19 protein-coding genes, 2 tRNA genes and 1 other RNA gene are annotated in these 25,358 nt (G+C 61.7%); 16 read left to right on the top strand and 6 right to left on the bottom strand.

Features of this window, described 5'->3' with window-relative positions; genetic code table 11:
* On the bottom strand, nt 1-539 hold a 539-nt coding region (locus tag Q5H31_RS01960), incomplete at its 3' end, for an NAD(P)-binding protein (RefSeq protein ID WP_302457427.1).
* A 133-nt stretch (nt 540-672) separates the two neighbouring features.
* Between Q5H31_RS01960 and ffs the strand changes: the two genes are divergently transcribed.
* From ffs to Q5H31_RS01935, 5 genes are all read left to right on the top strand, one after another.
* Nucleotides 673-769, top strand: an RNA gene (ffs, locus tag Q5H31_RS01955) — signal recognition particle sRNA small type.
* A 53-nt stretch (nt 770-822) separates the two neighbouring features.
* A complete protein-coding gene (locus Q5H31_RS01950) occupies nt 823-1,914 on the top strand; it encodes a phosphatase PAP2 family protein (protein WP_302457426.1) in 1,092 nt (363 codons plus the stop codon).
* A gap of 111 nt (nt 1,915-2,025) precedes the next feature.
* Nucleotides 2,026-5,103 (top strand): type I DNA topoisomerase, encoded by a 3,078-nt coding sequence (gene topA / locus Q5H31_RS01945; protein WP_118278444.1) that lies wholly within the window; start codon nt 2,026-2,028, stop codon nt 5,101-5,103.
* Between the two features lie 121 nt (nt 5,104-5,224).
* Entirely contained in the window at nt 5,225-5,878 is a 654-nt protein-coding gene (gene tmk, locus Q5H31_RS01940) for a dTMP kinase (protein ID WP_003807542.1), read from the top strand.
* On the top strand, nt 5,875-7,023 hold the full coding sequence (locus tag Q5H31_RS01935) for a DNA polymerase III subunit delta' (RefSeq protein WP_302457425.1): 1,149 nt from the start codon (nt 5,875-5,877) through the stop codon (nt 7,021-7,023). Before tmk ends, Q5H31_RS01935 begins: the two co-directional genes overlap by 4 nt.
* A 42-nt stretch (nt 7,024-7,065) precedes the next feature.
* Here the strand turns inward: Q5H31_RS01935 and Q5H31_RS01930 are convergent, their stop codons facing one another.
* Nucleotides 7,066-8,121 (bottom strand): LacI family DNA-binding transcriptional regulator, encoded by a 1,056-nt coding sequence (locus tag Q5H31_RS01930; RefSeq protein ID WP_055054676.1) that lies wholly within the window; start codon nt 8,119-8,121, stop codon nt 7,066-7,068.
* 229 nt (nt 8,122-8,350) lie between these two features.
* Nucleotides 8,351-8,611: an HPr family phosphocarrier protein gene (locus Q5H31_RS01925; RefSeq protein WP_003807548.1), complete on the bottom strand. Its 261-nt coding sequence runs from the start codon at nt 8,609-8,611 to the stop codon at nt 8,351-8,353.
* A gap of 343 nt (nt 8,612-8,954) precedes the next feature.
* Between Q5H31_RS01925 and ptsP the strand changes: the two genes are divergently transcribed.
* From ptsP to Q5H31_RS01905, 4 genes are all read left to right on the top strand, one after another.
* Nucleotides 8,955-10,604 (top strand): phosphoenolpyruvate--protein phosphotransferase, encoded by a 1,650-nt coding sequence (gene ptsP, locus Q5H31_RS01920; protein WP_035010276.1) that lies wholly within the window; start codon nt 8,955-8,957, stop codon nt 10,602-10,604.
* A gap of 273 nt (nt 10,605-10,877) precedes the next feature.
* Nucleotides 10,878-11,435: a YbhB/YbcL family Raf kinase inhibitor-like protein gene (locus Q5H31_RS01915; protein WP_237936180.1), complete on the top strand. Its 558-nt coding sequence runs from the start codon at nt 10,878-10,880 to the stop codon at nt 11,433-11,435.
* A 108-nt stretch (nt 11,436-11,543) separates the two neighbouring features.
* Entirely contained in the window at nt 11,544-13,136 is a 1,593-nt protein-coding gene (locus Q5H31_RS01910; RefSeq protein WP_038443941.1) for a C69 family dipeptidase, read from the top strand.
* 264 nt (nt 13,137-13,400) lie between these two features.
* Nucleotides 13,401-14,918: a formate--tetrahydrofolate ligase gene (locus Q5H31_RS01905; RefSeq protein ID WP_302457424.1), complete on the top strand. Its 1,518-nt coding sequence runs from the start codon at nt 13,401-13,403 to the stop codon at nt 14,916-14,918.
* 440 nt (nt 14,919-15,358) lie between these two features.
* Here the strand turns inward: Q5H31_RS01905 and Q5H31_RS01900 are convergent, their stop codons facing one another.
* A complete protein-coding gene (locus Q5H31_RS01900) occupies nt 15,359-15,706 on the bottom strand; it encodes a phenylpyruvate tautomerase MIF-related protein (protein WP_011742706.1) in 348 nt (115 codons plus the stop codon).
* Nucleotides 15,707-15,813: 107 nt separating this feature from the next.
* Here Q5H31_RS01900 and Q5H31_RS01895 point away from each other — a divergent pair, with 107 nt between their 5' ends.
* A complete protein-coding gene (locus Q5H31_RS01895; RefSeq protein ID WP_041777220.1) occupies nt 15,814-16,350 on the top strand; it encodes a GtrA family protein in 537 nt (178 codons plus the stop codon).
* 122 nt (nt 16,351-16,472) lie between these two features.
* On the opposite strand, the gene Q5H31_RS01890 is transcribed toward Q5H31_RS01895, so the two are convergent.
* Nucleotides 16,473-17,897, bottom strand: coding sequence for an MFS transporter (locus Q5H31_RS01890; RefSeq protein WP_035010266.1), 1,425 nt, complete (start codon nt 17,895-17,897; stop codon nt 16,473-16,475).
* Nucleotides 17,898-18,275: 378 nt separating this feature from the next.
* Between Q5H31_RS01890 and Q5H31_RS01885 the strand changes: the two genes are divergently transcribed.
* Together Q5H31_RS01885 and Q5H31_RS01880 are read left to right on the top strand one after the other, a co-directional pair.
* Nucleotides 18,276-18,935 (top strand): histidine phosphatase family protein, encoded by a 660-nt coding sequence (locus tag Q5H31_RS01885; protein ID WP_003807570.1) that lies wholly within the window; start codon nt 18,276-18,278, stop codon nt 18,933-18,935.
* A gap of 83 nt (nt 18,936-19,018) precedes the next feature.
* A complete protein-coding gene (locus tag Q5H31_RS01880) occupies nt 19,019-20,080 on the top strand; it encodes a hypothetical protein (RefSeq protein WP_117762366.1) in 1,062 nt (353 codons plus the stop codon).
* 258 nt (nt 20,081-20,338) lie between these two features.
* On the opposite strand, the gene Q5H31_RS01875 is transcribed toward Q5H31_RS01880, so the two are convergent.
* Nucleotides 20,339-21,610 (bottom strand): DUF805 domain-containing protein, encoded by a 1,272-nt coding sequence (locus Q5H31_RS01875; RefSeq protein ID WP_117759051.1) that lies wholly within the window; start codon nt 21,608-21,610, stop codon nt 20,339-20,341.
* A 167-nt stretch (nt 21,611-21,777) separates the two neighbouring features.
* On the opposite strand from Q5H31_RS01875, the gene gltX reads away from it, so the two are divergent.
* From gltX to Q5H31_RS01855, 4 genes are all read left to right on the top strand, one after another.
* On the top strand, nt 21,778-23,298 hold the full coding sequence (gene gltX / locus Q5H31_RS01870) for a glutamate--tRNA ligase (protein ID WP_035010257.1): 1,521 nt from the start codon (nt 21,778-21,780) through the stop codon (nt 23,296-23,298).
* A 198-nt stretch (nt 23,299-23,496) separates the two neighbouring features.
* Nucleotides 23,497-23,569: transfer RNA gene (locus Q5H31_RS01865), tRNA-Glu, on the top strand.
* Between the two features lie 38 nt (nt 23,570-23,607).
* Nucleotides 23,608-23,682: transfer RNA gene (locus tag Q5H31_RS01860), tRNA-Gln, on the top strand.
* 167 nt (nt 23,683-23,849) lie between these two features.
* Nucleotides 23,850-25,328: a metallophosphoesterase gene (locus tag Q5H31_RS01855; protein WP_302457423.1), complete on the top strand. Its 1,479-nt coding sequence runs from the start codon at nt 23,850-23,852 to the stop codon at nt 25,326-25,328.
* Nucleotides 25,329-25,358: the final 30 nt, after the last annotated feature.

The following is a 25,358-nucleotide window of genomic DNA, read 5'->3' as shown; positions in this document are numbered from 1 at the left end:
CGGTTGATGATGCCCGCGGGCAGGTCCTTCGGATCGGTCTGCCACTGCTTGCCCGTGTAGTTCTTGATGAACGCCTCGTACAGCGGACGGCCGATCAGCGAAATGCCCTTGTCGTTGAGGTTCTGCGGATCCGTGCCCGCCAATTCGCCGGCCTGGCTCTCGACCAGGGCCTTCGCCTCGGCCGGCGTGTAGTGCGCGTGGAAGAACTGGTTGATGGTCCCGAGGTTGATCGGCAGGGGATACACCTCGCCGTCGTGCGTGGCGTACACGCGGTGCACGTAGTCCGTGAAGCTTGTGAAACGGTTCACGTAGTCCCAGACCCTCTTGTTGGACGTGTGGAACAGGTGCGCGCCGTACTTGTGGATCTCCGCGCCGGTCTCCTCGTCCATGTAGCTGTACGCGTTGCCGCCGATATGGTCGCGCACGTCGATGATCTCGACCCCCACGCCCAGATGCTCGACGGCCTGCTGGGCCACGGTCAGGCCGAACAGGCCCGCGCCCACGACCACCAGATCGGGATACTCCACCGCATCAGTCATAAGAAAACAACCTTCCAAACGTTATCGATGCTTATCGCAGCCACGCAAACGCACAGGGGTGGCGTGCGATTCCTTCTCAAGTGTACCCGTGCGTCTAGTCGGTGCGGCGAGGTCCGGGCATGGTGTAATATGGCAAGAGCCTCCGCGTGGCGGTATGTCACCCAACTCCCCCAGGGCAGGAATGCAGCAAGGGTAAGTGGCCTCTTCCGGGTGCGTGGAGGTTTTTCTATATCTTCTCCGATTCGTTCCCCACAGTAGGGGCGATGCCGTATTCTCGGTGACTATGACCAACGAATTCAAGCCACTTGTCCGAGATCCACAGCAGCCTGTGAACATGCTTCAGCAGCCCACGGCAGCAACGCCTGCGGAACCGTTGGAATCGTTGTCGTTCCCTGATATGCGCGAAGTCGAGGCGGTGCTTTCCCCGCAGGACGTCAACAAAGGCTTGGCCCAGGCGGATCCGCTGACCCGCCATCCGCGCGTGTCCAGCATCGTGCTGTGCGTGGTGTCCGGTCTGCTGATGCTTGCCGCTTCCGCCGGCGTCTGGTGGCTTGGCGTGCGTACCATGGACGGCCAAAGCTATGAGGATATCGTCTGGTCGAAATTCGATGCCGCGTTGCCGGGTTGGCTGGCGCCGGTCGTGCACGTCTTCGCCATTTCCGCAGTGGTCATCACCGTCAGCGTCATCATGGGGGCAATCGCGTTTGCCGTGCTGATCGTGCGCAAACGGTGGCTGTCGATCGCGCAGCTCGCTGTATTCGGAGGCCTGTGTTTCGCTGCGGCCGAACTGTTGAAGCCGCTGCTGCCACGCCCGTATCTTATTAATTTGGAATCGAATCCTAATAATTCCGCGCCTTCCGGGCATGTCATCCTTGCCGCTGCGGCAAGCGTGATGCTGCTGTGCGCCGTACCGCGCGTGCTGCGTGCGCTGGTGGCGGTGATTGGTTGGGCGTATACGGTGCTGGTCGGATTGTCGGTGATCGCGGCGCAATGGCATCGTCCGACCGACGTGATTATGGCGCTGCTGATCGTCGGCGGACTGGCGTTGCTGGCGCTTGCCACCACGTTCGCCAGCGGCATGGATGAGCCGGGCACGCGCGTCTCGTCGGCAAGCGTGCAGATCGTCGGCAGTGTGATGCTGACGATTGGCGTATTGGGCATCCTGTACGGCGCGTATATCATCTGGCAGATTCAGCCGGGACTCGCCATGAGCGCCGAATGGACGAATGCCGGCGCGTACGTTTCCACGGCGCTGCTGACAGCCGCCGTTTCCGCGCTGGTGCTTGGCATAACGCTCGCCATGCGTCAGCTGACCGCCTCGCCGTTGACGAAACTGGGTTTGGTGGGAGCGCCGCCCGCACCGCCGAAGCGCTGAAAACAGCCGGTTCCGGGCATGCTGCCGTCCATACGCCACACGGGCGGTTTGCCATTTCTCCGTATTCAGTGAGTATTATTGCGTTGCAAACACTAGTAATAAGGAGTGGCTATGGCTACCGGCAGCAAGCTCGTTATTGTGGAGTCTCCTACCAAGGCGAAGAAGATTGGCGGATACTTGGGCTCCGGATACACGGTCATGGCATCGGTCGGCCATATCCGCGACCTTGCTCAGCCCAGCCAGGTGCCGGCGGCCGAGAAAGCCAAGTACGGCAAGTTCGGCGTGGATATCGAAGACGGATTCAAGCCGTATTACATCGTGGACGGCAACAAGAAGAAAACCGTTGCCGACCTGAAAAGCGCGCTGAAGAAGGCAGACACCCTCTACCTCGCCACTGATGAGGATCGCGAAGGTGAGGCGATCGCATGGCATCTTGTGCAGACGCTGAAGCCGAAGGTGCCCGTCAAGCGCATGGTGTTCCACGAGATCACGCCGGAAGCGATCAAGGCGTCGCTGAACAACACGCGTGATGTGGACGCCGCCATGGTGGACGCCCAGGAAACCCGTCGTATTCTGGACCGTCTGTACGGCTATGAGCTGTCCCCGGTGCTGTGGCGCAAGGTCGGTCCGGGCCTGTCCGCGGGCCGCGTGCAGTCCGTGGCCACCCGTCTGATCGTGGAACGTGAGCGTGAGCGCATGGCGTTCGTGCGTGCCCCCTATTGGGATGTCACCGCCACGCTGGAAGCGCCCGACGCCGACGGCAACAATGTTGCGTTCGATTCTCGCATGGTGTCGCTTGGCGGCCGTCGTTTGGCCGGTTCCAAGGATTTCGGCGATGATGGCCAGCTGACCGCCGCCGGCGTCAAAGACAACGTCGTGCAGCTGGACGAAACGCACGCGAATGCGATCGCGCGATCGCTGGAATATGCGACGTTCACCGTCTCGTCGATGGAAACCAAGCCGTACCGTCGCCGTCCGGTGCCGCCGTTCACCACGTCCACGCTGCAGCAGACGGCCGGCAATCGCCTTGGCATGAGCTCGCGCCAGACCATGCGTGCCGCGCAGGGGCTGTACGAAAACGGTTTCATCACGTATATGCGTACCGATTCGGTGACGCTGTCGCAGGAGGCGATCGCGGCCGCCCGTGAAGCGGTGTCGCGGCACTTCGGCGAAAAGTACTTGTCCGATGCGCCCAAGCAGTACGCCACGAAGACGGCGGGCGCGCAGGAAGCCCACGAATGTATCCGACCGGCGGGCGCGCATTTCCGCGATCCGGCTGAAATCGCCACCAAAGTGCCGGCCGACCAGCTCAAGCTGTACACCCTGATCTGGCAGCGCACGCTGGCCTGCCAGATGGCCGATGCGACCGGTTCCACCGCCACCGTGCGTCTGTCCGCGCCGACCGAATCCGACGGCGAGGCCATGTTCCAGGCGTCCGGTACTGTCATCGAATTCCCCGGCTTCATGAAGGCCACCGGCGAGGGCCGCCGTAGCGTTGCCGACGCGAAGAAGAGCGCCGAGGCGGCGGGCGTGAAGATTGGCGATAAGGCCGAAAAGTCTGCGAAGGCTTCGAAGAAAACCGATGACAACGTTTCCCTGCCGCCGATGCAGCCGGGCGACGAGCTTGCCGCCGTGGACGTTGCCGCGGACGGCCACGAGACCCAGCCGCCGGCGCGCTACACCGAAGCGTCGCTCGTCAAAACGTTGGAACAGAAGGAAATCGGCCGTCCGTCCACGTATGCGAGCATCATCTCCACGATCATCGACCGCGGGTACGTGTACGAGCGTGGCCGTGCGCTGATTCCGTCCTGGCTGGCGTTCTCCGTCACCAAACTGCTTGAAACGAAGTTCCCGAAGTATGTAGATTACGAGTTCACCGCCGATATGGAAACCGGCCTCGACCAGATTGCTGGTGGCCATGAGACCGGCAAGGCGTGGCTGACCCGCTTCTACTTCGGTTCCGGCGATGGCGCGGCCCAGTCCGCCGACGAGGCGCATGAGGGCCTGCAGCAGCAGGTGGCGCAGCTTGGCGAGATTGATGCGCGTGAGATCAACACCATCGATATCGGCGATGGCCTGCACGTGCGCGTCGGCCGTTATGGCCCGTATCTTGAGGACATGAAGCATCTGGATGCGGAAGGCAATCCGAAGCGCGCCTCGCTGCCGGATACGCTCGCTCCGGATGAGCTGACCGTCGAGGTCGGCCACGATCTGATTGAAAACCATTCCGGTGGGCCGCGTGAACTGGGCAAGGACCCGGTGTCCGGCGGCACCGTCGAGGTACGCAATGGCCGGTTCGGCCCGTACGTGGCGTTGGTCATGCCGAGCGCGGAAGATGCCGGCGATACCGCTGCCGAGTCCGCCGCAGGCAAGGTGGGCAAGACGAAGCGTTCCGGCGGTAAGAAGGCGGCTTCCGACCGTCCGAAGATGGCGTCGCTGTTCAAGACGATGAGTCCAGAATCGCTGACGTTGGAAGACGCGCTGAAACTGCTGAGCCTGCCGCGCGAAGTCGGCTCCTACGATGAGGCGAACGCCGAAACCGGCGAAATGCAAACGGTTACGGTTATGGCCAACAATGGCCGTTACGGCCCGTACCTGACCAAGACCGGTGCCGACGGCAAGTCCGACACGCGTTCGCTGGCTTCCGAAGACGAGATCTTCACCGTCGACTTGGAGAAGGCCAAGGAACTGTTCGCGCAGCCGAAGTACGGACGCGGTCGTGGACGTGGCGCGGCCAAGCCGCCGCTGCGCGACTTGGGCACCGATCCGGAAACCCAGAAGCACGTGACCATCAAGGACGGTTTCTACGGCGCGTACATCACCGACGGCGAGACAAACCGTACACTGCCGAAGCAGTATGCGCCCGAATCGATCGAACCGGCCGAGGCGTTCCGCCTGCTGGCGGAGAAGCGCGCGCAGGGCCCGTCGAAGCGTCGTGGCCGCAAGACGGCTGCGAAGGGAGCCAAGAAGGGCGCTGCCAAAGGCGCGAAATCCGCGAAGAAAGTGAGCGCGACCGAACAGGCGCGTGCCGACCGCCGTGCCAAGGTGCGTGAACTGGCCGACAAGGGTTGGGCGAATACGCGTATAGCGAAGGAGATCGGCTCCACCGCGTCCACCGTGAAGGCTGACGTCGACTGGCTGACCGCCAACGAAGGCTACGCGCGTCCTGAAGTCGTTCCCGCACGCTGACGTTACGCGGCGCGCGAAACGTCGCACGATCTGATGTTCCGCAAGACAATCGGCATCGTGCGACACCAAGCCGTGGGCCGAATGGCCGGGCACGGCAGGGGTGCACGGTACAGTGAAAGGCATGCAGGGCACTTTTATCTCGTTTGAAGGCGTTGACGGCGTGGGCAAGACCACGCAGGTCGAACGGTTGCGCGCATATGTTGAATCGCAGGGCCGCGAATGCGTGGTCACGCGCGAGCCGGGCGGCACCGCATTGGGCGTGGCGATTCGCAAAATGCTGTTGCACGGCGTGGATACGGGGGATGAGAACGATTGCGCCGACATCGCCCCGCGTACGGAGGCGCTGTTGTTCGCCGCCGACCGCGCGCAGCACGTCGCGGAAGTGATTCTGCCCGCTCTGCAACGCGGCGCGGTGGTCATCACCGACCGGTATCTCGATTCCTCTTTGGCGTACCAGGCGGGCGGCCGCGAGCTGACGGCCGCGGAAATCCGAAACCTGAGCATGTGGGCCACGAACGGTCTGCTGCCGGAACGCACGTATCTGCTGGATATGGATCCGGCGCAATCGCATGCGCGGCTGCAGCATGCCGAAGACCGCATGGAGGCGGCCGGCAACGACTTCCAGCGTCGCACACGCGTCGCGTTCCTCGACTTGGCTGAACGTGAGCCGGAACGGTTCCACGTCATTGACGCAAGCCAGTCCATCGAAGACGTGTGGGCGCGTATCAAAGCCGATTTCGACACCGTGAGCACCGCTGACGGGGGTATCGCATGAGCGTGTGGAACTCCATAGTAGGCCAAGCGCAGGTGGTCGAACAGCTGAAGGCCATCGCCAGCGGCGACCCGAAGGCCATCGCGCAGTCGTGGCTGATTTGCGGCCCTCCCGGATCGGGCCGTTCCAACGTTGCCCGCGCGTTCGCCGCCGCGCTCGAAAGCCTCGATCATGGCCTGAACGATGAGCCGACCAAAACCACCGAGCAGGTGCTTGCCGGCACCCACCCCGACGTGAGCGTGCTGGCCACCAACAAAGTGACCATCGGCATCGACGAGGTGCGTGACATCATCACCACATCCGAGCAGATGCCCGGCACCGCGCCGTGGCGCATCATCATCATCGAAGACGTCGACCGCATGATGGAACGCACCACCAACGTGCTGTTGAAGGAAATCGAAGAGCCGAGCCCGCACACCATCTGGCTGCTGTGCGCGCCCAGCGCCCAAGACGTGCTGCCGACCATCCGCTCGCGCACGCGCATCGTCAACTTGGCCGTACCGTCCAACCAGGCGGTGGCGAAATTCTTGGAATCGCAAGGTTTCGAGCCGAATATCGCGGCGCGTGCGGCACGATTGTCGGAGGGGCACATCGGCATCGCGAGCCTGTATGCCAAGGACGAACGCGTCATGACGGACCGCGACGAGCTCATCGTCGGCGTGCTCGGCTTGCATCGCGCGTCGGATGCCGTGCTATTGGCTGGCAACCTCATCGACAACGCGAAGGCGCAGGCCGAAGCGGAAGTCAACGTCAAAGCGTCCGAAGCGGAAGCCGATTTCCGCCGCATCAACGGGCTCGGACCCAAAGACCGCATACCCCCGAAACTGCGTGGCGCATACAATGCGATCGCCAAAAAAGACGAGCTCAAACGACGCGCCACCAGACTCACGCGTGACGTGCTCGACCGTGCGCTCAATTCGGTCGCCAGCATCTACCGTGACGTGGCGGTGCTGCAGAACAACGCCGAGGACGCGGTGGGACTCATCAACCTCGAAAACCGTTCCGCCATCACGGAATTGTCGGTACGGCTCGACCGTACGGGGGCCGTGCGCCGGCTGGAGGACATCGCCACCACGCGCCGCAGGCTCAATGGCAACGGCAATCCGGTTTTGGTGTTTGAAGCGCTGTTCTGCGCGCTGATTCCGTGATTTTCGTAATTTCCAGTAATTACCGGCGATTCGATTCGCGATTCACCGGCGGAACACCGAGGAATCCCGCACAATAAGCTGCGGGGCAAGCATGACGCGGGGCGCGCGCACGCTGCCGCCTGGCGCAGCAGCCGTCTCCGCCGCGCCTCCGGCAGGACCGGAAGCCAGCAATCGTAAGCATTCCGACACAATACGCTCAAACGGCGCACGCACCGACGTCAGCCGAGGCATGGTGGTACGCGCGATGGCGGAATCATGGTAGCCGACCACCAGTACGTCCTCCGGCACGCGGATTCCCAACGCGTCGAACGCCACCATCACGCCGAACGCGATCGCATCGTCGGCGCAGACCACGGCTTCCGGCTGTACGAGCGGCCCGTTGAACAGCCGCATGGCGCAATCGAAACCGCGCTGCACGGTACGTTCGCCGAACTGGTTCCAGTTTTCGCTGGTGGCAAGCCCGTAAGTGCGCATATGCGTGTGGAATGTGGCGAACAGTTCCGCCGATTCGAAAGACAGCTCGTTGCCGGCCATGTATGCGGCGGACGCGATGCCCTGCTCGGCCAGATGTTTGACGATCGCCTCCATCGCGGCGTTTTCGTCGATGCCTACCACGGACACGCGCGGCGCGGTCTGCCGTCCGCAGATTTGCACGATCGGCAGCGTGTTCGCGTACTGGTTCAGCGTTCCGGCAAGGTCGGTGCCGGCCGCGGGCACCACGATCAGCCCGTCCACATGGCGGTTGGCCAGCGATTCGATGCGTTCCGCCTGCGCTTCCTGCGTGGCTCCGATGCCCAGCAGCAGCTGTTGCGATTCGGTGTCGATGGTCGGCTCGATCTCGTCGAGCAGTTGCGCGGAGAACGGTTCCGTGGCGCTCGGAATGACCAGGCCGATGGTTTTCGTCACGTCGCTGCGCAGCGCGCTCGCCGCGTAGTTGACGGAATAGCCGAGCTGTTTGGCGGCTTCGCGCACGCGGCGGGCGATATCGTCGTCCTTGCCGCGTTTGCCGGACAGCACGCGTGAGACGGTGGCGATGGACACGCCGGCCGTCGCCGCGACGTTGGTGATTGAGCTGCCGCTGTCGGTTCTGCCTGCCATGCGCTGTCCTTTCCGTCGTGTCCGGCTTGCGTTTGCCGGCTCCCTAAGTGTTTTTCAAAATGCCCTAAAGGGTGCCCTGAACCCCTGTGTGCTTCTCGGCCAAAGGTCTGGTCTGATGAACCGGTTCGAGCCGCGAAGAACCTATTAAGAATGGAACGACCGCCCGTCGAATATGGCGGGCGGTCGAAACGTTCGTACGTCAGTGCGTCAGCGCGTTATGCGCGGTGCGTCACTCGGCGTTGACGAGGATGTTGGCCAGGTTGTCGGCCACGGCCTCGGCGTTGTCGCCTTCGACGTTGATGACCACGGTGTCGCCCTGCTTGATGCCCAGACCCATGATGGACAGGATGGAGCCGGCCGGAACGGCGTTGCCGCCTTCCTTGGCGATGGTCACGGTCTGGCCGGAAGCGGTGACGGCCTGCGCGAACATGGCGGCCGGACGGGCGTGAATGCCGACCGGATCGTTGATGACGAGATTGCGGGTTGCCATAATGGTCTCCTTTGTTGTGGTTGGTGGTTGGTTTGCTTACGTTGGGTCGTCTCGATATTTACACGTCGATGTATATCGATTTTTGCATATCGATTGCATTATGCGGCTTTTGCCGGCATCTGCATTTCTTGCGATTATCATAGCACAGTTTTTACGAAACACAGAAAACGTTTACCGGTTTTGTTTTGCGGGAATTTCGTGTATACTAATCGCAGGCTGAAAATGATTTACCGGCAAAGACGGTGGGGATCATTGCAGTAACTCACCTACGCAAGGCAGGCATAATCCTGCAATCGTTTGCGTATCCATATTTTTTCCCAAGGAAACAGGAAAAGGAGTTCTCATGAACATTAAGGGTGTTGGTATCGGTCGTGGCGTCGCAGTCGGCCCGGTCATTCGCATGGCCGCTCCGCTGCCGGAACCGTCGGACGCTCCGCGCGCCGAAAGCATCTCCGCGGAAACCGAAATCGCCCGCGTCGAAAAGTCGCTCGCCCTCGTCAACGCCGACCTGAACCGTCGCGCCGAAGAAGCCGCCAACGGCGACGAAGGCGCCAAGCAGGCCGCCCCGATCCTGCAGGCCATCGCCATGTTCGCCTCCGATCCGTCCCTTGCACAGTCCATCAAGGACCTCATCAACCAGGGCAAGACCGCCGAGCGCGCCGTGCTGGAAGGCTTCGGCGCGGTCGAAGACATGTTCCGCGCCATCGGCGGCTACCAGGCCGAGCGTGCAGCCGACCTGCATGACGTCGGCCAGCGTGTGATCGCCGACCTCATGGGCGCTCCCGCCCCAGGCCTGCCGGTCAGCGAAACCCCGTTCGTGCTCGTCGCCGAAGACCTGTCCCCGGCCGACACCGCCGCGCTCGACATGAGCAAGACCCTGGCCATCGTTACCTCCCAGGGCGGTCCGACCTCCCACACCGCCATTCTGGCGCGCGCCCGTGGCATCGTCGCGGTCGTCTCCGCCGCCGAAGCCGCCGAACTTGAGAACGGCACCAACGTCATCGTCAACGCAGCCAAGGGTGAGATCGTGGTGAACCCGAGCGAAGACGAGATCGCCGCCGCCGAAGCCGCCAAGTCCCGTGCCGCCGCAGCCAAGGAACTGCGTGGCAAGCCGGGCGCCACCAAGGACGGTCATCTCATTCCGCTGCTCGCCAATGTCGGCAAGCCGTCCGATGCCGCGAAGGCGCTGGAATACGGCGCCGAAGGCGTTGGTCTGTTCCGTACCGAATTCCTGTTCATCGGCAACTCCGAGCCGCCGAGCGTCGAAGAGCAGACCAAGGCCTACACCGAGCTGCTCAGCCAGTTCCCGGGCAAGAAGGTCGTGATCCGCATGCTCGACGCCGGCGCCGACAAGCCGCTGCCGTTCCTGACTCCGGAAGACGAGCCGAACCCGGCCCTCGGCCTGCGTGGCCTGCGCACCCTGCGCGCCCACATGGACGTGCTCGAAGGCCAGCTCAAGGCGCTCGCCGCCGCCGACGCCGCAACCGACGCGAACCTGTGGGTCATGGCCCCGATGGTTGCCGACCAGCATGAGGCCGACTACTTCGTCAAGCTCGGCAAGAGCTTCGGTCTGAAGTTCGTGGGCGCGATGGCCGAAGTGCCGTCGATCGCCCTGATGGCCGACAAGGTGGCTGACGTGGCCGACTTCGTGTCCATCGGCACTAACGACCTGACCCAGTACACCCTTGCCGCCGACCGTACCCTCGGCTCCGTGGCCAACTATCAGACCGCATGGCATCCGGCGGTGCTGCGCGCCATCAAGATGATCTGCGACGCGGGCAACGCCAAGGGCATGCCGGTGGGCGTGTGCGGCGAGGCCGCGGCCGATCCGGATCTGGCGGTCGTGCTGGCCGGTCTCGGCGTCAACTCGCTGTCCATGACCCCGGTGGCGCTGGACGATGTGCGCGCCTCCCTCGCCGAAGTCACCTTCGAAGAGGCCAAGGCCAAGGCGGCCGCAGCCCTCAACGGCGACTTCTACAAGCCGGCCGAGTGATTTTTCCCCCTTCTTTCTTTCGCTCGGCTATTCCGGACTTTGCGGCTGCGTTATCGTGGCCGCAGGGTTCCGCCACTGCAAATGTGCCTATGAGAGCGATTCGGTTCTGATAGGCCCTGTTTCCCGGAATGACCCCGTTCCGTGCGATCGCCGCGCGGACGGGGTCGTTTCGGTTGCGGGTTGCGTCGATTGCTGCGATTGCGTCGATTGCGCCACCGGCGTAGACGCGTCATACGGCCGCGTCGCGTCACGCGCATGCGCGATACTGGAAGCATGAAGATTTCCGCAGATTTCACCGTCATTCCCGACGCGTTCGCTAAGGCGGCGCCGCCTGAGAACTGCATCGACGGCACTCCGATCGTTTCCTTCCCCTTCTATATCGACGAGCTCGACCCGTCCGTGCAGTTTCTGCATTGGGAATTCGTCGATCCCGATTCCATTCCGGTGTGCGGCTTCCAGTGGAACCATTGGTCGCTCGCCAATCTGCCCGTGGACGCGCTGATGTACGATTTCAACGATTCACATGCATTGGCGATTCCGGCCGATTTTTCCCGCACGGTTTCCGCGATGATTCCCGAGACGGTGCAGGGACGCACGTCCGCCGCATCGCCGTTGTTGAAAGGCCGTAGCGACGATCCGGCCGTCACCATGCGTTACAACGGTCCGTACCCGCCCGACCAGGACCACGACTACTACCTGCACGTATGGGGCACCACCGCGCCTCTCAATGGTCTCAATCAAGGCTTCTGGCTCAACGAGATGGAACGCGCGTTGCGTAATTCCGGTGCGATCGCGGACCAAGGCGCTATCTTCCTGACCGGCAAGGCGTGACCGGCGAAACCGGCGAGAACAGCCGGCAAGGCGCAAACCGCGTAATCGCAAGAAAATACCAAAGAATACCGCAAACGTAAACAAAACAAACGAAAGGAACCTACATATATGGCATGCACCACGATTCTGGTCGGCAAGGACGCAAGTTATGACGGATCGACCATCATCGCCCGCAATGAGGACAGCGCGAACGGCGAATTCTGCCCGAAGCGCTTCATCGTCGTCAAGCCGGACGAGCAGCCGCGCCACTACAAGAGCGTGCTGTCCCACGTGGAAGTCGACCTGCCGGGCGAGCCGCTGCAGTACACGGCCGTGCCGAACGCGGATCTGAAGGAAGGCATTTGGGGCGAAGCCGGCGTCAACGAGGCGAACGTGGCCATGAGCGCCACCGAAACCCTCACCACCAACGAGCGCGTGCTCGGCGCCGACCCGTTCGTGGAGCTCACTCCGGCCAAGGGCAAGGAAGGCGAAGACGGCTACGAGCCGGAAGTGCCCGGCGGCATTGGCGAAGAGGACTTCCTCACCCTCGTACTGCCGTACGTCAAGACCGCCCGTGAAGGCGTGGCACGTCTCGGCGCGCTGCTCGAACAGTACGGCACGTACGAAATGAACGGTGTCGCCTTCTCCGATGTGGATGAGATCTGGTGGCTTGAAACCGTCGGCGGCCACCACTGGATCGCCAAGCGTGTGCCGGACGAGGCATACGTGACCATGCCGAACCAGCTCGGCATCGACGAATTCGACCTCGACGACGCGCTCGGAAACCAGGAAGAGCACATGTGCTCCGCGGACCTCGGCGAATTCATCGAACGCAACCATCTGGACCTGGCCGTGGAGAACGTCACCCCGTTCAACCCGCGCGACGCGTTCGGCTCCCACTCCGATTCCGACCACGTCTACAACACCCCGCGCGCCTGGTACATGCAGCGTTTCCTCAACCCGTACGACGAGCAGTGGGACGGTCAGGACGCCGACCACCAGCCGACCGCGGACGACATTCCATGGGCTCGCCAGCCTGATCGCAAGATCACTATCGAAGACGTGAAGTACGTGCTGAGCTCCCACTACCAAGGCACCCCGTACGATCCGTACGGCAAGCTCGGCGACCAGCATTCGCGCCACATGTTCCGTCCGATCGGCATCAACCGTCAGAGCCAGCTGTCCGTCATGCAGATTCGCCCGTACCGCCCGCAGGTCAACCGTGCCGTGCAGTGGATTGCCTACGGTTCCAACCCGTTCAACACGCTCGTGCCGTTCTTCCCGAACGTCGACTCCACGCCGAAGTACCTCGAAGACACCACCACGCGCGTCACCTCCGAGAACTTCTACTGGGAGAACCGCATCATCGCGGCCCTGTGCGACGCCAGCTTCGCCGACACCGCCAACGCGGTGGAGCGCTACCAGGAGAAGACCGGCGGCATGGGCCACCGCATGGTAGCCGCCACCGACGAGCAGATCGACCGACTGGTGGAAGGCGTGGTCGACGAATTCGACGCCGAAGACGAGATCGGCGACGTGCAGCCGATGGAACCGGACGAAATCATCGAAGCCGTGCGCAACGGCGAAGCCCGCGAAGTGCTCGCCGCCGCCAACGAGACCATGGCCGCGCAGCTCAAGGAGGAAACCGACAAGCTGCTCGACTCCGTGCTCTACACCACCAGCATGAACATGAAGAACGGCTTCCACATGTCCGACTTCTGATATTTTCTGCGATTGCGCAATCGCAAGAAATTCCACGAAAACCCGCGTAGCAACCGGCTTCCGCACAGCGTTCGCCACAAACAGTTCCGTATGACGGTCGGCGCGCGTCCGCTGTGCGGGAGCCGGTTTTCTTTGGTGGCGCGTGCTTATTAGAATGGCAATCGTCTTTGCTTTTCCGCTCGTGCCGGCGCGCGTTGCATAGGCGATGTCTGTCGCGTACGTTGTGCGCCATACAGCGGAATGCTTTCCCAAGAAAGGAACCCAGTGACCAGCATTGAGGATTTCACCAGCCAATACGGTCTGGTGCAGAAGATTGATGCGTTCGGCTATCTCGATTATCTGAAGAACAATCCGGATGCGCCGCGCAAGCACGGCAAGGTCGTCCTCGTCACCGCCGACACCCCGCTGAAGGCGTCCCGCGGCGAAGGCAAGACCACCACTACGATTGCGTTGATCGATGCGTTGCGCGAACGTGGCATCGACGCGGCCGCCGTGCTGCGCCAGCCGAGCATGGGCATCACCGCAGCCGGTTCCAAGGGTGGCGCGTCGGGCGGCGGCAAGGCCTCCCTGACCCACCCGGAGCTGATCGACTGGGGTCTGTGCGGTGAAATGGGAGCCATCGAGGCCGCCCAGAACCTGTTGGTCTCCTTTGCGGAGAAGGCTGTTGACGACGGCAAGCTGGACACCATCCTCGTACCGCGCGTCTCCGAAGTGCCGTCCCGTTCCCTGCGCCAGATCGCAGTGGACCGTGGAAAGGGCGACGTGGCTGAGCGTGTGGTGCTCACCCCGACCTGCGAGCTCATGCAGATCGTTGTGCTGTCGCGTTCCATGGATGAGATCTCCGAGCGCGTTGCCAAGATGGTCGCCGGCACGAAGGATGGCAAGGCCGTGACCTTCGGCGAATTCGTTGACCTGTGGCGTATCACCGGCATCCTCGGCGACGCCGTGAAGCCAGCCAAGACGGAGACCGTGAACGGCTCTCCGGTGTACGTGCACGGCGGCCCGTTCGCCAACGTGTCCATCGGCATTCCGACGCTGGTTTCCGTGGAGATGGCGTGCGCATTGCATGACGTGGTCATCGTCGAAGCCGGTTATGGTACCGACGCCGGCGCGCAGAAGTGGCTGGACATCGCCTGCCGTGAATACGGCGCGCAGTGGCCGTCCGCGGCCATCGTCGTGACCCGCGCTTCCACGTGGCGCGACGATCCGGATCTGGCATGGCGCTACCCGTTCCATGTGCAGCGCCTCGAAGGTCTTGATATTCCTACCTTCCCGCTTATCAACCTGTGGGATGGCGAGGATGATCAGATTCCGGCGCTCAAGGCCACGGCCAAGGAACTGGAGTTCCGCGATCCGATCATCGGCAACCTGTACCGCGACGGTGGCGACGCGCTCGCCCCGCAGCTCGATGCGTTCGTCGATGCCGTGATGAACGGTTCTATGCCGGCCGAACCGCACAGCCACAAGGGCATGGCTCTGGTGGAGAACGTGCGTTGGGTGGCCGAGCATGCGTATGGCGTTCCGGCCGACCGTGTGATTCTGAAGGACGGTTTCGCCGAGTCGTTGCAGGCCGCCGAGGGTCTGTGCGCCAGCGCGGGCATCGATTTCGGCTCGCTTGCTCTGGTCGCGGTGAAGTCCCCGGCCACCATGACCGACAACGACCGCGCTCCGGAAGCCGAGCGCACCGTCACGCTGAAGAAGGTCGAAGTGCATTCCGGCGCGGGCCTGGTGCACGTGAACCTCACCACGTCGCTGACCACCCCGATGCCGAAGATCGTCTGATTTTCTTGCGATTGCGCCGCGTGGCGGTACGTCCCGTACCGTCGAGGGCGCTCGCTAATCGTTGATTCGGCGTAAATACAAAGCCGCTGGTCCCGTTCGGGCCGGCGGCTTTTTTTCGTGGGTGATACCTTTACGTTGTCCGTTTGTGGGTGCGGGCGTGCTTGCATGTGCGCCCCCTTTTGCTCACGAGTTGCGGAATGGGGCGATTTTTCTCTCTTATGAGCAAAAGGGGGTATGATTACTGACGATTTTGCCGGTTTTCATACCCCTTTTCGCTCACGTCCCGTAGAAAAGGCCCGTTTCTCGCTTTTGTGAGCGGTCGGGGGTGCTGATATTGCGATTTCCCTGCCGTAGTCAGGCGAGCTTCCTAGACGTGCTTCCCGTAGGTGAGGTGAGAGGTTTGCAATATGGGCAAACCTCGAAGGAACGGTGGAACTTCGTCAGAAGTTTCCACCGTTCCAGCCCCAGTCAGTCGTGGCGGTGTAGCGGATGTATGTGCGGTCGGCCGGAATGCCCAGCTCCTTGCCCAGCGCGGCCATGATCTGCTCCGTCAGCTTCTCCCAGGCGGAACCCGGCACGGAACGGCCGAACACATTCACTTCCACGTATGCGGCCGGCTTGGAATCGTCACCGCCGAAATAAATCGGCATATTGTCTTCGAACGGGCACATCAGCCAGCCTTCAGACTTGCCGGGAACGGCAGAAATCGCCTTGCCGTAGGCCGTCTTCAGCGCCTCGCGCTGCCCAGGGGTGGTGGATACGGAAACGTGCGTGTGGATGACTGGCATTGCTGCTCCTTGCAATCGTTGAAATATATTGTTCTTCGTTACCCAAGTTTAGGTGGTCTGCGCGCGAGTGTTAAATATCCCGTGTGAGAAAACTGATTGAACAGCTTATGAAATTCGGCATTGTGGGTGTGATCGCCTTCATCATCGACTGGGGTATTCTAAACATTCTCGTCGGCGCCTTCCACATGCACAACGTGCTCGCCGCCACCATCTCGTTTATCATCTCGTTGATCTTCAACTATGTCGCCAGCATGAAGATGGTGTTCAAGCATCGTGAGGACATGGCTCGCTGGATGGAGATCGTCATCTTCGTGGTCGGCGCGGTGATCGGCCTGTTTATGAACGACGCCATCATCTGGATTTCCACATACGGCATGAACCATGATGCGTATGTCTCTCAAAGCGCCGAATATCTGATCCGTACCAACGTGGGCAAGCTTATCGCCACCGCCGTGGTGATGGTGTGGAACTTTGTGACGCGCAAGTGGTTGTTGGACGATACGCACACCAACGCCACGAACCGTCTGAAGAAGAAGGAAAACCGCCTGAGCCCGGAGGAGCTGGAAGCCAAGTGGGAGAACAGCTTCTCGCACAAGCTGGGCGTCTGGTCGCTGGAGCACACGCCGAAGGGCTGGCCGAAGTAGCTGGCGGCGTTTCGTATACGGCATACGAAAAGGCGCGTCCGAATCGGATTTTTATTGCGATTCGGACGCGCCTTTCTGCGGTTGGCGTACGTTTCCTGGGATTGCCGGCTCGGTTATACGGTTCACACACTCACGTTGGTAAGCGTCGGCTGTTCGGTGGATTCTTTGATCTGCTTGAAACCAAGCATCGCGATCGCCAGCGACGTCAACGCCAACGCCGTCACCACAATGAAACCGCCCCGCGAGCCCATGCGGTCGATGAACTGTCCGGCGATCGCGGAACCGACCGAACCGCCGATCGAATTCATTGCGCCCATCCAAGCCATACCCTCCGTGAAACGTGTGGGCGGAACCAGGTGCAGCATCAGCTGGTTGCCGTTCACCCACGTCGGAGCCTGGCAGACGCCGATGCACAGGTAGATGATCATGATCACCCATAAATGCTTGGCGAACATGAACGAACCGATTCCAAGATTCACCACCGCAAGACAGAAGTAGAAACGCTTCCACAGTGGAATCGTCCAATTTTTCGCACCATACACGAGCGCGCCGATCAGAGAGCTGAACGAGAAGCAGGCGAACACGAATCCCGTGAACTGCTTCATATGCGCCTCGGTGGCGAATGCCACGATCGAAATGCCGGCGGCCGACTGGAACGCGCCCAGGCCGAACCACGTCACACACACCGCGATCAGGCCCGGACCCCAGATCGACTCCTTGCGTCCGGCCTTCACCTCCGCCTCGGCCTTCTCCATCGCAGCCTGCACCTCGGCCGCCGTCTTGCCTTCCGCACGCGCCTTGTTGCGCGCGTACTCCACCGCGGCCTCGGCCTGCAGCGCCTTGGACCGGGCGGCCTCGCGCTCGCGGTACTCCTTGCGGGTCATGCCCGCCTCGCGGGCCAGCTGGGTCTGCGACTTCGGCTCGGTCGTAAGCTCCGTCAGGAACATCAGCGCGCCGATCACCACGCACATGCCGGTGAACGAGAACGCCAGCAGTCCGGAGATCACGGCCAATGTGGACGCCAGCGGATTGCCGATAACCCACATGCACTCGTCGAATACGCCGGACAGCGACAGCGCACGGTTCGTCTTCTCCGCATCGCCCTTGAGCAGCGTCGTCCAACGTTGACGGCTCATCGCGCCCCACGGCGGAATCGCGGCCATGAACGGCACTATGCAGAACAGGATCCACGACGGCACGCGTGCGGTGATGCAGGAGACCAGCGCGATCGCCGCCACCATCCACACGATGATTGTGGGAATCGACACCTGCCGTTGACCGAATTTGTCGACCAGCTTGCCGAGCACCGGGCTCGCCACGGCCAGCGCGATCGCCTGCACGGCCGTCAGCGCGCCCGCCAGCGAATAGTTGCCGTAGTAATGCTGCACGGAAATCGTGATCGTCATGCCGACCATTGGGAACGGCATGCAGGCGATTACCGATCCGACGGAGAATCGCGCGGTGTGCGGTATGCGAAGCAGCTCCGCATACCCTCCGAAAAGACGTTGGCCGATGTCTTTGACGCCGACGAGGACATTGTTGGTCATGCTTGCCGCTCCTTTCCGCTCACGGTTTCGCTCGTGACGTCCGCAGCTTTGCGTCGCGTGCGGACTGATGGTGGTGGTTCCCCTGAATTATTGGTTAACCGCTTCCGATACCAGCTCGCTGCCCCAGCCGTCCGAACACGTCAATCGATTGACATGTTTGACATGCCGCACACGGGGAGAAAGGTGGGATGGTGCGTGTTGTTTGTGTGTCTTTGTTGACCAAGGCAACTTTATGCGCAGGTACCGTCGTGACACGCGGTACATTAGGGCAGGAACCAATATTCGAATCGACGAATTTTTTCACAGGGCCGGCGACCGGCGAAACGTGCTGAGCCAGCACGTGGCCGGCAGGTCCGAAACGCAAGAAAGGCGGCCAATATGCCGGCGACAACCATCCATTTCGTGCGCCACGGCAAAGTGGAGAACCCCGGGCACCTGCTGTACGAGCGGCTGCCCGGTTTCCACCTGTCCGACGTGGGCGTGCGCATGGCGCAGGCCACCGCGCATTACATCGCGGTCAGCCCGCAGCTGAACACCGTATCCGCCGTCTACTCGTCGCCGCTGGAACGCACGCGCGAAACGGCGGGGGAGATCCTCGAATCGCTGAATTCGGTACGTGGACTGCGCGGCGAGGAACCGCTGGAGCTGCAGACGGACGAACGCCTCATCGAAGCGCGCAACGAATTTCGCGGCAAGCGTATCGGCTTCGGCGAAGGCGCGCTGTGGAAGAACGGCAACTGGAAGCTGGTACGCAACCTGTGGAAGCCGAGCTGGGGCGAAAGCTACCAGTCGATCGCGCATCGCATGCAGGACTTCGCCCTGGAGAAAGTGGCGGAATATCCCGGCAAACAGATCGTGGTGGTCAGCCACGAATCGCCGATTTGGAGCTACCGGCACATGCTGGAAACGGGGCACCCCGAACACAACATGCTGTTGCGCCACACCGCGCTCGCTTCTATCACCTCCATCACTTACGATTGCAATACCGGGAAAATAATGTCCATTACGTACGCCGATCCGGCGGCGGACGTCGAATAATGTGAACCAAAACATGCGGTGGCTCAATCGCGGTCGGGGATGACTGCGGTTCGGGCCGGCCGCACGATATACAAGGAGAAAGTATGTCTTTTGTATACGACCAGAAGGTCGTCGACTCGATGTACGGCTCGCACGTGGTCTCCATGGCAGTTGACTACGGTGTCGATCTGGTCAAGATGTGGCCGTTGCAAACGAACCAGGAACTGGAAAACGATGTCAAATATGCGGAGAACCTGCAGGTGATGTTCTCCGGCATGATGACGCAGGTGCTGCTGAAACGCTCCGAAGAAGTCGACCAGTCGGTTGCGGAAGCCGTATACGAAGGCATGGATGTGCTTCCCGGCGTCGATCCGGAAATCATCCGCACGCTGATGGATGCCAACCGCGCCTATGACGTGATGGCCTCCTACCACGGGGTCGACGGCATCGAACTGTTCATGGAAACCGCCAGAATACTCGGCATCGACGTGGAGACCCGAATCGAAAAGGAAATCCAAGACCTCATGGAGAACCTCTCACGCACTATGCGCAGCGCCTCCGGATTCGAAGTCGACGATGACGTGGCGGAAAACGTCGGCATCTGCCAGTCGGCCACGGTGGACCGCAACGAATTCGCAAGACGCTACCTCGCCTCGATGACGGTTCTCGACGCGCTGATAAACCTCATGTGCTATGGCACCGACGATTCGCAGGAGCAGGCCATCCGCGTGCTGCCGGTGCTGCTGTTCGTCAACTCCATGCGCAACCAGCTGTCGATTCCGCCCACTTTCATCAACGCCGAACAGCTCATCAACCTGTTTGGTCTGCGTGACACCGCCCGCCAGTTCGGACGGCCCCAGTCGGTGTTCGACAGCTCGTTCAACCCGCTGACGTTCTCCACCACCGTCAAGTACCTCGCTTTCTTCGCGGGGCAGGAATGGCTGCGGCATATGAGGTTCCTGGAGTGGGACCCGAAGCAGGCCGAACAGGACGCCAAAGACGAGGACGAGCGCAAAAGCAGGGAAGCGCTCGCAAAGAAATACAATTTGACGAGCGATGGCGATAACGCGGCTTCCGACGCGGATTTGGATTCGTCTGCAGACTCGAATTTGTCTGAGGATTCGGACTCGTCGGAAGAGGCCGGTTCGGAGCCGACCGAGGAATAAGTGTTGCGGGCGGTCGTGTGACGTCTGACGGTGAAGGCTTTGCGTGTACTTGTGTTGCGTGCGCTTGTGCTTGCGCTCGAATTGCGCGTGGCCGTCGCCTATCCCACGCGTTACATCCGCAACGACGTCACTACCCGTAACGAATGATCTGAAACGAATAATCCCGGTATCCTGCGATTGCACAGGATACCGGGATTATTCGTTATTCGTTATGGTGTGCCACGTTTTGTGTGGCGATAAGGCGGGGGCAGAGCGAAATCAGAGCTGCTGATCGGTGCCGTTCGCCGAATCATTCGGTACTGCCGAAGCGTCCGAATCCGCCGGAGCGTCGGTATTCGGCTGCTCGTGCGGATGCTGGAACTGGGCCGGCACTTCCGGCATCGGCGGAATGGACGGTGTCGGAGGCATGGTCGGAACAGCCGGCATCGGAGGCATAGATGGTACGGACGAAGCCTCCGCCAGCGGATTCTGCTGAGGTGCGGCGTATTGCGGCGCGGCGTGCTGCTGCGCGGCGTCATACTGCGGTGCCGGAGCTGTGTACGAATCGGCCGGAGTCGCTGGTGCCGTGTACGGCGTGGCCGGTGCCGCAGCCGCCGGATTGGTCGGCAGCGGGACGTTGCCGTACGAGGTGGCCTGCGCCGCATACGGGTCTGCCGGAGCCTCGCCCGTGGCAGGAGCCCATGCGTTGGAAGCCGTAGGAGCGTCGAAACGCGCGCCTTCCGGATTGGAATCGCGGGCCATCAGCACAAAGTAGAACACACCGCTGGCAATGAAGGCCAGCACGCCGAGGATCAGCAGGACAACGCCGCCGATGCTGACGCTGTTGCCTGCCTCCAACGACCTGAACGAAAGACTGCTGCCGATGATGAGGATCAGACCGATGGCGAAGAAGATTCCGGCGGCCGCCTGTACCGCGTAGATGATGGCCAGCACGGTGCCACGCATGTTGATGTCATGCAGACGACGTACGCCAAGCGCGATGGTCGGCACAAGCACGACGAGTCCCCAAATGGAGGAGAACGAGTCTCCGACGGTGGCGATCACGCCGGAATCGGTGAGGTTCCTCAACGTGCGGAACACGAGTCTCAACACGAAAGTGACGACGGTATAGGTGAGGAACCACCACCAGAACTCGCTACGCGAGGCGCGGCCCTTGAACACCGCGTACTTCTTGAAGAAACGGACGATCGCCTCGCCCAGGTTGCAGCCATATGCGGGCATGTCAAGCGGCGCGGTCAATGCGAAGAAGCTATTGCCCGACTGCGGTTGCGGTGCCGGCTGCCCGTAATTCGCGGCTGGAGCCTGGCCGTACTGAGGGGCCTGTCCATATTGAGGGGCCTGAGCGTACTGCGGAGCCTGGTTGTATTGCGGTTGCGGTGCTTGGCCGTACTGCGGAGCCTGACCATACTGAGGTGCCTGGTTGTAGTTCGGGGCGGCGTACTGGGGCGCCTGCGCCTGCCCGTAATCCGGCGTGCCGTACTGCGGTGCCGGCTGCGGCACCTGCGGATTGTATTGGTTGGGGTCCGTCATTAGAGTGCCCTTTCACAAAACGGTGACTAAAGAATAAAGAAAGTCGCTTCATACATTACTCCTTTGCCGATGTGAAGATAGGGAAAAATATTGCAGTATGGAACGCTGCGGAAGAAAAACGGCGATTGGGTCGTGGCACGTCCGGTTTGCGCGGCACAATGGAGCCTATGACTGAAGTTGAAAATACCAAACCGGAACTTCCTGAAAACGTTCGTGTGCGTTTCTGCCCGTCCCCGACCGGCATTCCGCACGTCGGCATGGTCCGCACCGCACTGTTCAACTGGGCTGAGGCCCGCCACACCAAGGGCACGTTCGTGTTCCGTATCGAGGATACGGACGCCCAGCGCGACTCCGAGGAAAGCTACAACCAGATCATCGAGGCCCTGAATTGGCTGGGCATCGACTGGGATGAAGGCATCAACGTGGGTGGCCCGGACGGCCCGTACCGCCAGTCCGAGCGTGGCGACATCTATAAGGACGTCGCAGCCAAGCTGCTCGAAGCCGGCTACGCCTACGAATCCTTCTCCACTCCTGAGGAGATCGAGGCCCGCAACGTGGCCGCCGGCCGTCCGAAGGCTTTCGGCTATGACGGCTACGATCGCAACCTCACCGAAGAGCAGAAGGCCGCGTTCCGCGCGGAAGGCCGCAAGCCGGCCCTGCGTATCCGCATGCCCGACGAGGACGTCGCTTTCGACGACCTTATCCGCGGTCGCATCGAATTCAAGGCCGGTTCCGTGCCGGATTACGTGATCGTGCGTCCGAACGGCGACCCGCTGTACACGCTGACCAACCCGGTCGACGACGCCATGATGCGCATCAACGTGGTGCTGCGCGGCGAGGATCTGCTGAGCTCCACCCCGCGTCAGATCGTGCTGTACCGTTACCTGATCGAGCTGGGCGTGGCCAAGGAAATGCCGCTGTTCGGCCACATGCCGTACGTCATGGGCCAGGGCAACAAGAAGCTGTCCAAGCGCGATCCGGAATCCAACCTGTTCCTGCACCGTGACAACGGCTTCATCCGTGAGGGCCTGCTGAACTACCTGGCGCTGCTGGGCTGGTCCATCGCCCCCGACCGCGACGTGTTCTCCATGGACGAGATGATCGAGAAGTTCGACGTGCGTGACGTCAAGGCCAACCCGGCCCGCTTCGACATCGACAAGGCCATCTCCATCAACGCCGAGCACATCCGCATGCTCGAACCGCAGGACTTCCTGAACCGTTCCGTGCCGTACCTCAAGCGTGACGGCGTGGTGTCCGCCGATTCCTGGGACGCGCTGACCGACCGTGAGCGTGAGGTGCTCACCGCTGCCGCTCCGCTGGTCCAGCCGCGCGTGCGCCTGCTGGGCGAAGTGGCCGGCATGGTCGGCTCCCTGCTGTCCACCGAAGGCTACATCGAGCCGGACGCCGACGCCAAGAAGCAGCTGAAGGATTCCGCTCCGGCCGTGCTCGACGCTGCGATCGCGGCGCTGGACGCCGTTGCTGAGGGTGATTGGAAGACCGACTTCCTGCACGAGACGCTGAACAAGGCGCTGGTCGAAGACGGCGGCTACAAGCCGCGTCTGGCTTTCGGCCCGGTGCGCGTGGCCATGAGCGGCCGCCGCGTGTCCCCGCCGCTGTTCGAATCCATGGAAATCGTCGGCAAGGACGTTGCCATGGCTCGACTCAAGGGCCTGCGCGAGCACCTGTGAGCCGTTGAGCTGCTGACTGTTAGCTGAATGATGGAAACCCGCCGGAGTGATTCGGCGGGTTTTCGTTTATGCGGAAGGCTGGTGCGGAATGGCGGAAAATAGCGCGACACGCCGTAAGTTGCGCGACTGTGCTGTTTCGCGTATATTTATCACTCGTTGCGGTTCACAGCCTAGCTGAGAATCACAGCGATAACTCAAGCCCCCGTCGTCTAGCGGTCTAGGACTACGCCCTCTCACGGCGCCAACACCGGTTCAAATCCGGTCGGGGGTACGACGGACAACTTTTTGAAGTTGCCACGCCAGCCAAATTGGGATGTGGTGTAATTGGCAACACAGCTGATTCTGGTTCAGCCATTCTTGGTTCGAGTCCAGGCATCCCAGCCAATGAGCCCTCGCAGATGCGAGGGTTTTTTGTTTTTCGCACCTGTCTGTTCACGTCGCTTTGGGCGGTGGGTTGATGGATTTTGCCGGATGCGATGTGGCAGCGCAATCTGCTGACGCCCTGCGTGAATCGCACATGTAATCGCCCAATGTTGCATTACCCTAGAAGTATGACCGAATTGCAGCATGCCGCCAAAGCCACGCGCCCGCGCATCCAACCAGCGGAAGAGGGGGACCGTCGACCGCTTTCCGTATCCGCACGGCTCGGCCGCCTGCAATTCCACCAGTCCGGCAAATTCCGCGTATTGCAATTCGCCGACATCCAAGACGGGCCGAAAGTCAGCAAAGACACCATCAGCCTCATCGAGGCCTCGCTTGACGCCACACGCCCCGATCTTGTTATTTTCAACGGCAACCAGATCGCCGGATATGATTCCGCATACGCGCTGACCTTCCGCAAGCGTCGCTGGGACGCGCGTCCGGCATCCGCATCGTCCGAAGCGTCCGGGGAACGCTATGCGGCCGCATTGGAACACACCCGCGAATTGGTGCGAGCCACCATCGAACAACTGGTCCACCCGCTTGCCGACCGCGGCGTGCCGTGGGCTGTGACGTTCGGCAACCATGACTTCCAGTGCGGGCTCGACAATGACGAGATCGAAAGCATCTGCCGCGAATTCCCAGGGTGTATCAATCCGGAACGCGCTGCCGACGGCACGACGGGCATCGCCGTGAAACATGGTGTGAAACATGATGTCGGTGATATGGAACAGGACTTCGGATTGCCGGAACAGCCTGTGATCGCGTGCGCGCCCGGCACATTCGCGTTGTCGGTGACGGACGTCGATCGCACGTATGACGTGTTGGGCTTGGTCCTGCTGGATTCGGGCGATTACGCGCGTTCCGGCGGCTACGGAAGCCCGTCGGAAGCCGCGCTGCGCTTCCTGGCGGATGCGCCGGGGCTGATGGCGGCGCAATCGCAATACCAGCAATCGCCCCAATCGCAGCAAGATCGGCAAGACGCGCAGGAATTGCCGCACGAACCGCATAAGACGCCGTCCACGCTGCCATGCATGGTGTTCCAGCATTTCCCGATCGAACAGTATTACCGCCTGCTCAAGCCGGTCGCGGCCACCGCTGCGCGCGCGATTGAAGGATACCGCAACTTCGCGGGGCGGCATTTCGTGCTCAACGAAGACAAAACGCAGCCCGGAAGCTATCTGGGGGAGGGCGTCAGCTGCCCGGATGCCGACAGCGGCGAATTCGCAATCCTTGACAAGGCGGGATATTTTGCGATTTCCGCCGGGCACGACCACCGCAACGCCTTCGTCGGTTCCGTGCCGGTCGGAATCGACGGTGACCGGCAGATGATGATGGTCGCCTCGCCGACCAGCGGTTTTGGCTCATACGGCCCGGTGCCGGCCAAGCGTGCCGCTCGACTGTTCGAATTCGACATCCGCCACCCGTACGAGCCGCGCACGCAGCTGTTGGAATACGACGAGCTGGTGGGCAAACCCAGCGCGGGCAAGGCCTACGCCTACGGCATGACCAGCGAATCGAAGCCCGATTCGGAAGGCATGGACCTGCTCCACAGGCCGACGTGGTGGAGCAAGACGTGGAACAAGCTGGTCTCGCTGTTTCGCCGGTAGCTGTTTGTTGACTAGTCGTTCCGCCGGTAG

Origin of the sequence: uncultured Bifidobacterium sp. (assembly GCF_959020155.1) — a bacterium.
Taxonomy (GTDB): domain Bacteria; phylum Actinomycetota; class Actinomycetes; order Actinomycetales; family Bifidobacteriaceae; genus Bifidobacterium.
Note: the sequence above shows the minus strand (reverse complement) of the source record. Positions and strands in the feature narration are given on the sequence as shown.

Coding starts and splice junctions, on each gene's coding strand:
- Q5H31_RS01930 (WP_055054676.1), bottom strand. CDS start 8,121: ATGGCAGGCAGAACCGACAGCGGCAGCTCAATCACCAACGTCGCGGCG.
- Q5H31_RS01925 (WP_003807548.1), bottom strand. CDS start 8,611: ATGGCAACCCGCAATCTCGTCATCAACGATCCGGTCGGCATTCACGCC.
- Q5H31_RS01880 (WP_117762366.1), top strand. CDS start 19,019: ATGTCTTTTGTATACGACCAGAAGGTCGTCGACTCGATGTACGGCTCG.
- Q5H31_RS01875 (WP_117759051.1), bottom strand. CDS start 21,610: ATGACGGACCCCAACCAATACAATCCGCAGGTGCCGCAGCCGGCACCG.
- Q5H31_RS01855 (WP_302457423.1), top strand. CDS start 23,850: ATGACCGAATTGCAGCATGCCGCCAAAGCCACGCGCCCGCGCATCCAA.
- topA (WP_118278444.1), top strand. CDS start 2,026: ATGGCTACCGGCAGCAAGCTCGTTATTGTGGAGTCTCCTACCAAGGCG.
- Q5H31_RS01895 (WP_041777220.1), top strand. CDS start 15,814: ATGAAATTCGGCATTGTGGGTGTGATCGCCTTCATCATCGACTGGGGT.
- ptsP (WP_035010276.1), top strand. CDS start 8,955: ATGAACATTAAGGGTGTTGGTATCGGTCGTGGCGTCGCAGTCGGCCCG.
- Q5H31_RS01890 (WP_035010266.1), bottom strand. CDS start 17,897: ATGACCAACAATGTCCTCGTCGGCGTCAAAGACATCGGCCAACGTCTT.
- Q5H31_RS01900 (WP_011742706.1), bottom strand. CDS start 15,706: ATGCCAGTCATCCACACGCACGTTTCCGTATCCACCACCCCTGGGCAG.
- Q5H31_RS01935 (WP_302457425.1), top strand. CDS start 5,875: ATGAGCGTGTGGAACTCCATAGTAGGCCAAGCGCAGGTGGTCGAACAG.
- tmk (WP_003807542.1), top strand. CDS start 5,225: ATGCAGGGCACTTTTATCTCGTTTGAAGGCGTTGACGGCGTGGGCAAG.
- Q5H31_RS01950 (WP_302457426.1), top strand. CDS start 823: ATGACCAACGAATTCAAGCCACTTGTCCGAGATCCACAGCAGCCTGTG.
- gltX (WP_035010257.1), top strand. CDS start 21,778: ATGACTGAAGTTGAAAATACCAAACCGGAACTTCCTGAAAACGTTCGT.
- Q5H31_RS01885 (WP_003807570.1), top strand. CDS start 18,276: ATGCCGGCGACAACCATCCATTTCGTGCGCCACGGCAAAGTGGAGAAC.
- Q5H31_RS01910 (WP_038443941.1), top strand. CDS start 11,544: ATGGCATGCACCACGATTCTGGTCGGCAAGGACGCAAGTTATGACGGA.
- Q5H31_RS01915 (WP_237936180.1), top strand. CDS start 10,878: ATGAAGATTTCCGCAGATTTCACCGTCATTCCCGACGCGTTCGCTAAG.